Annotated in this window: 4 protein-coding genes and 1 pseudogene; 2 read left to right on the forward strand and 3 right to left on the reverse strand. The window is 40.2% G+C overall.

The window, feature by feature from the left end; translation table 11 throughout:
- Positions 1-1,031 precede the first annotated feature (1,031 nt).
- Both BM122_RS20165 and BM122_RS25645 read left to right on the forward strand, forming a co-directional pair.
- Positions 1,032-2,492 (forward strand): cytochrome c peroxidase, encoded by a 1,461-nt coding sequence (locus BM122_RS20165; RefSeq protein WP_083398631.1) that lies wholly within the window; start codon positions 1,032-1,034, stop codon positions 2,490-2,492.
- 711 nt (positions 2,493-3,203) lie between these two features.
- Positions 3,204-3,559, forward strand: a pseudogene (locus tag BM122_RS25645) (thermonuclease family protein).
- Between the two features lie 329 nt (positions 3,560-3,888).
- On the opposite strand, the gene BM122_RS20175 reads toward BM122_RS25645, so the two are convergent.
- The 3 genes from BM122_RS20175 to BM122_RS20185 are packed head-to-tail and all read right to left on the reverse strand — an operon-like array spanning position 3,889 to position 4,720.
- Complete coding sequence (locus BM122_RS20175; protein WP_218152192.1) at positions 3,889-4,194, reverse strand: transposase; 306 nt, start codon at positions 4,192-4,194, stop codon at positions 3,889-3,891.
- 11 nt (positions 4,195-4,205) lie between these two features.
- The gene (locus tag BM122_RS24590; RefSeq protein WP_218152193.1) at positions 4,206-4,358 is read right to left on the reverse strand and encodes a hypothetical protein; all 153 of its coding nucleotides are present in this window, start codon (positions 4,356-4,358) and stop codon (positions 4,206-4,208) included.
- The gene (locus tag BM122_RS20185) at positions 4,355-4,720 is read right to left on the reverse strand and encodes an IS630 transposase-related protein (protein ID WP_074907341.1); all 366 of its coding nucleotides are present in this window, start codon (positions 4,718-4,720) and stop codon (positions 4,355-4,357) included. Before BM122_RS20185 ends, BM122_RS24590 begins: the two co-directional genes overlap by 4 nt.
- Positions 4,721-4,996: the final 276 nt, after the last annotated feature.

Genomic DNA, 4,996 nt, shown 5'->3' on the forward strand with positions numbered 1-4,996 from the left:
GCCAATCATTTTGCATTACGAGCAAAACTTTTCATTAAAGCCAATCAGATAGCCTATGCTGAATTGCAAAAAATGAAGATTGCGTAACATCAGTTAACAAATTATTTTACCGACTTGGCTTTTAACTGTTACTGTCAATAACGTTCACAATTCATGTAGAGAACAATTAAATTCTCCTGAGTTAAATTAGCTGAGATTTTACATAACTAGAACGTTTAATAATTGGCTAAGAGGCTAACAGAAATAATCCTCTAGATTAGCCGAAGCTAATTTCACTTATTCTGCAATACACCAGAATACAATGCATCTGCTATAGCTACAGCACTGAACGTCTCGTCATTCGTGTAGATATTTGCCGACTTGCTGCCAAAAATGGACTTCCCCATAAAACACAACTAGCAGGAGCAGCTCATTTATAGCTTAGTAGTTATACCGTATCTGAGCGATCTAAAGCTCGGTTAAAAGTAAAAGGAAAATAATGAGTACTGAACATTACATAGACTAATAAAAATTATAAGCCTTGCCAGCCTCTGGTACTAAAACACGCTAAGTCATACCTTTTTGGCTTAGAAATTCGCGCAGTTCTTTTCGGGATAGCATGGCATGATTCACGGATTCTATGTGGCTGGCGATATTGGTTGTATTAGGTACTACATTATATATTCTATCAAGATAAAACATATGTCAAATAAAAACAATTATTATGCCCCTTTATAATACGTTTCCAATATTTAGAAAAATTAATTATTTAAAAATAAATATTTACCTTATATTATAATTTGGGGTTGGATGATGATAACCATTTGTTGATGGTATATTTTAGTAAAACTGCATACCTCATTGACATAAAAAATTAACATTTTTAGCATAAAAGAGTGCTAAGATTCGCACTCATCAAAATCCTTGACGTCAGTAAGGTTGCTAGGCCATCCGGCAGTTTTCCAGCTTGATTTTGGTGCGTAGTAACAATTTAGGCTCATCAAGTTTCTTATGAATCTAGTTATGCTAAATATAGAATAGGGGAGTATGTAGTGAATAGTAAAAACAGAATTAAATTGAAGACGGTAGCCGCTTTACTTTTGCTGCTGGTAGCGCCAATAATTACAGATAGAACAGTATCGGCAGAAAATAATAACAGCTCAAATCGCCTGCCAAATATGCTGCGTTCGACGAATAGTCATGGTGTAGATGCAACATATAGTACTGCCGGTTTTATAGATCTTGATAATCCATTTTTTAAAAGTATAGGAACTAATGGCCGCAGTTGTGCTTCATGCCATGTACCTTCGCAAGGATGGACGATAACTCCTAAAGGGGTGCAAGAAATCTTCGAAAGAACAGAAGGGTTAGATCCACTTTTTAGACCAGTTGATGGCGCTAATAATCCTGACTCTCCTCATCCGGATCAGTTAACGCTTGAAGAACGTCGCGATGCGTACAGCATGCTGCTGAATAAAGCGAATATACGCGTTGGGATCGGTATACCTGATGATGCGGAGTTTGAATTAATAGAAATTGATGATCCTTACGGCCATGCAAGCGCAGAAGAGTTGTCTTTGTTCCGTCGCCCAATGCCAAGTACCAATCTCAAGTTTTTAAGTGGTGTCATGTGGGATGGGCGCGAAACCACGCAGGATCCCACTTCTACGGATTGTATTGTTGGAACTACAAATTGTTTTTCTCCTGTATCTAAAGATTTGGCCACTCAATCCAATCACGCTACCTTAGGGCATGCTGAAGCATTGCATGATTTGAGTGAAGAGGAGCAAAAAGCGATCGTGGATTTTGAATCAGGGTTGTTCAACGCGCAGATTCTCGATAATGAAGCAGGTGAGCTAACCGCGGAGAAAGCAAGCGGGGGGCCTAGAGCGCTTTTAGAACAAAATTATTACTTTGGTATAAATGATACCCTCGTTGGTGATTATCAAACTGGCGCGGCCTTTAACCCCAATGTAATGTCGCTTTACGATTCCTGGTATCGTTATAAACCAACCAAATCATCCACTAGTACTGAGATTGCACGGGCTGCTGTTGCGCGCGGTCAAACGCTATTTAACACAAAACGTATCGATATCGCTGGTGTTAAAGGACTTAATGATGATTTAAGCCAATCCGTGATTTCAGGTACATGCACGACATGCCATAACACTCCTAATTCTGGAAATCACTCAACACCAATGCCGCTGGATATAGGTATTTCTGATGCTTCACGCCGTACACCGGATATGCCGCTCTATACACTGAGAAACAAGACAACCGGCGATGAAATACAGACAACCGATCCGGGCCGTGCTTTGATCACAGGTAAATGGAAAGATATTGGTCGTTTTAAAGGGCCTGTTCTGCGCTCTGTAGTGTCACGACCACCTTATTTCCATGATGGTTCAGTAGCTGATTTGCTAGGAGTGGTTGAGTATTACAATAATCGTTTTAATATTGGTCTTACTGCAAAAGAAAAGGCTGATCTTGTCGCTTTTTTAGCAACACTATAAAACTCTTGCATTTATGACAATGAACACCTTCCCTCAAGGGAGGGCGTTCATACTTGAATTTTTATAAAATTCACTTACTTTTATGATGAGCTTTGTTTTTAAAAACGTGAGTCTAGCGTTCACTTATCATAGCTTTCTTCCATTTTGATAATTACTTACTGCTTCAAAGCCGGAAAATCTCTAAGGTATTCTCAATTTACCTCGTCTGTGCTGCCCATACACCGCTTGTCTAGTGACGCCAGCTTGTCATTCATTGGATAATCAACCTTTTAAATCTAATATGTGGCGTTCATGTTATTCAAGTTTTCAATAAGAACAGCAGTTGTAAAACAATGTAATGCTGTCTAACGAATAAGTTTTATGCTAAAAATTATTGACTTTTATATCAACGTGAGTTCGGGATAAAAAAAGCAGCAAAATGAATCTAGATTCTTATAATTAATGTATTTTGGAAAAGAGTTTTATCACTATTTATGAAAAAGAAACCCTCCCTTAATATTAGACATTCTCAAACTTTTCCAATTTTGGTGGCTTAATCCTTATATCGAACTCAGGTTAATTTAAATTTGGAGAATTTAGTGCCCGTAGCAACCAAAACACTACTATTCCTTATCTTGCTCAACCTTGTTCTTTTGCCGTTTTCTGCAACAGCTCAGGAATACATTGGACGAGTGATGGGTATATCTGACGGAGACACTATAACTATCCTTGATGATCGAAAACAGCAAATCAAAGTGCGGTTTGGCTGAGATAGATACACCAGAATCCGCCCAACCTTATGGAACGCGTGCAAAGCAGGAATTGTCTAGGCCTGTTTATGGAAAAACTGTGATTGTCAAAGTACAAGATACAGATCGCTTGGTCGTAAAGTTGGACGTGTGTATAAGGACGATGTTGATGTAAATGCAGAAATGGTAAGACTTGGTGCAGCTTGGGTATATAGAAAATATGCTAGAGATCAACGTCTCTATGCATTGGAAGAGCAAGCTAGAAAAAATAGAGTAGGATTGTGGAGTTTACCAGAAACCCAGCAAATTCTACCTTGGGAATGGCGAAAAGCAAGGTGAAAAAGTTAAAACTTGGCTACTTTAGATTTGAGTTTCATCTGTTTCTATTGATTAGGTAGATTAGTGCAATTAATTGTACTGCTTCAGAAGATCATGAGAAAACGGTTAATTGATAATAATTGGAGCACTATGAGTAGAACAGTCTGCCTTTAGTAAGTAAATAAGAAAAAAAACTACTTTCCATTTATTAAACCTGCAGTATAAAAATTGAGAATTTGATGTTGCAGTACGAACAGTCTTATTAGACTTTTTTGTGCATAAACACCTGTTTTTTACTTGGCTAATATGCTGTTGGATGATTACTTCAATTATGAATATAGCTTAACCAGTTAATAATGATCAAAATATATAGGACTTGAAGAATATCTCACGGTTTGGTTTTGTTGTTTACGCAGTGCTTTGGCCTGTGCCCATTTATGTTCGATGGGATTTAGATCAGGAGAATAAGCGGGTAAGTATTCAAGGGTGTGCCCAGCGTTTTGTATGGCCTCTTGCGTATCCTGCCTCTTATGGAAGGTGGCATTGTCCATCACAACGACGGCATGTGAGGGCAATTTAGGCAACAGGTTCTGCCTCGCCCATCCGTGAAAAACATCAGCGCTGATATTGACTGCAAACAGGCTGACGGAGAGCAATAGCTTTTCGATCAGGGCGCCAATCGCGTTGATACGACCTTACGCATGCGAGTCATGCGTGCCATGACATCTCTGACCAGCAGGTGCATAGCCGTGCGTGTGCGGTGCATCATGTGCAAAGCCACTTTCATCAATGTAGACAATGGCCCGGCCTGCAGCTTCATAAGCAGCGATCTTCTCCTGGAAGATACGCCGTTCGTTTGCGTCTGCTTTGGGATGCTTCAGAGTTTTTTTTATAGGTGATGCCAAGCTTCTGGAGCGCCAGAAAAATAGCATTCTGCGCTACCCCCAAACGTTTTGCCCGCTCGTACTGATAAGCATCAGGATAATCAAGAACATCCTGCCGCAATACCTCAAGATCAATCTTGCGTTGGCGAAACCCTTGAGGTTTACGATGGATGTTCTTAACCCAGCGTGTTACGCTTGCCACGCCAATATCAAACCGGGCCGCCACCTCGGCTATCGTAAGTCCTTCTTTCTTTCGGACAGACAGGACTTTACGGCGGAAATCTAATGAATAGGCCATCTCTAAATTATAATCAAAATAATCTGGTTATACTATAAAGAAGCTGTCGCAGCGCTCCAGGACATAGCGCTCATGTCCTACGTCGCCATCAGTGTGTATGTATGCACTTTCACTTTCAGGGTCTACCATCGGATTTTGCAGGATGACACACCACAGAACCATAGATTAATATAGTAAATAGGGATGGGGATGTGGCTCTTGGGGTCAGCGGCAGGGATTCTGTCTCGCTAGGCTTGAAATGCCGTCCCCGTCCTCCTGCGTCATCCGGTGTGTCGT

The sequence above is a fragment of the Nitrosomonas communis genome (genome assembly GCF_900114745.1).
Lineage (GTDB): Bacteria > Pseudomonadota > Gammaproteobacteria > Burkholderiales > Nitrosomonadaceae > Nitrosomonas > Nitrosomonas communis_A.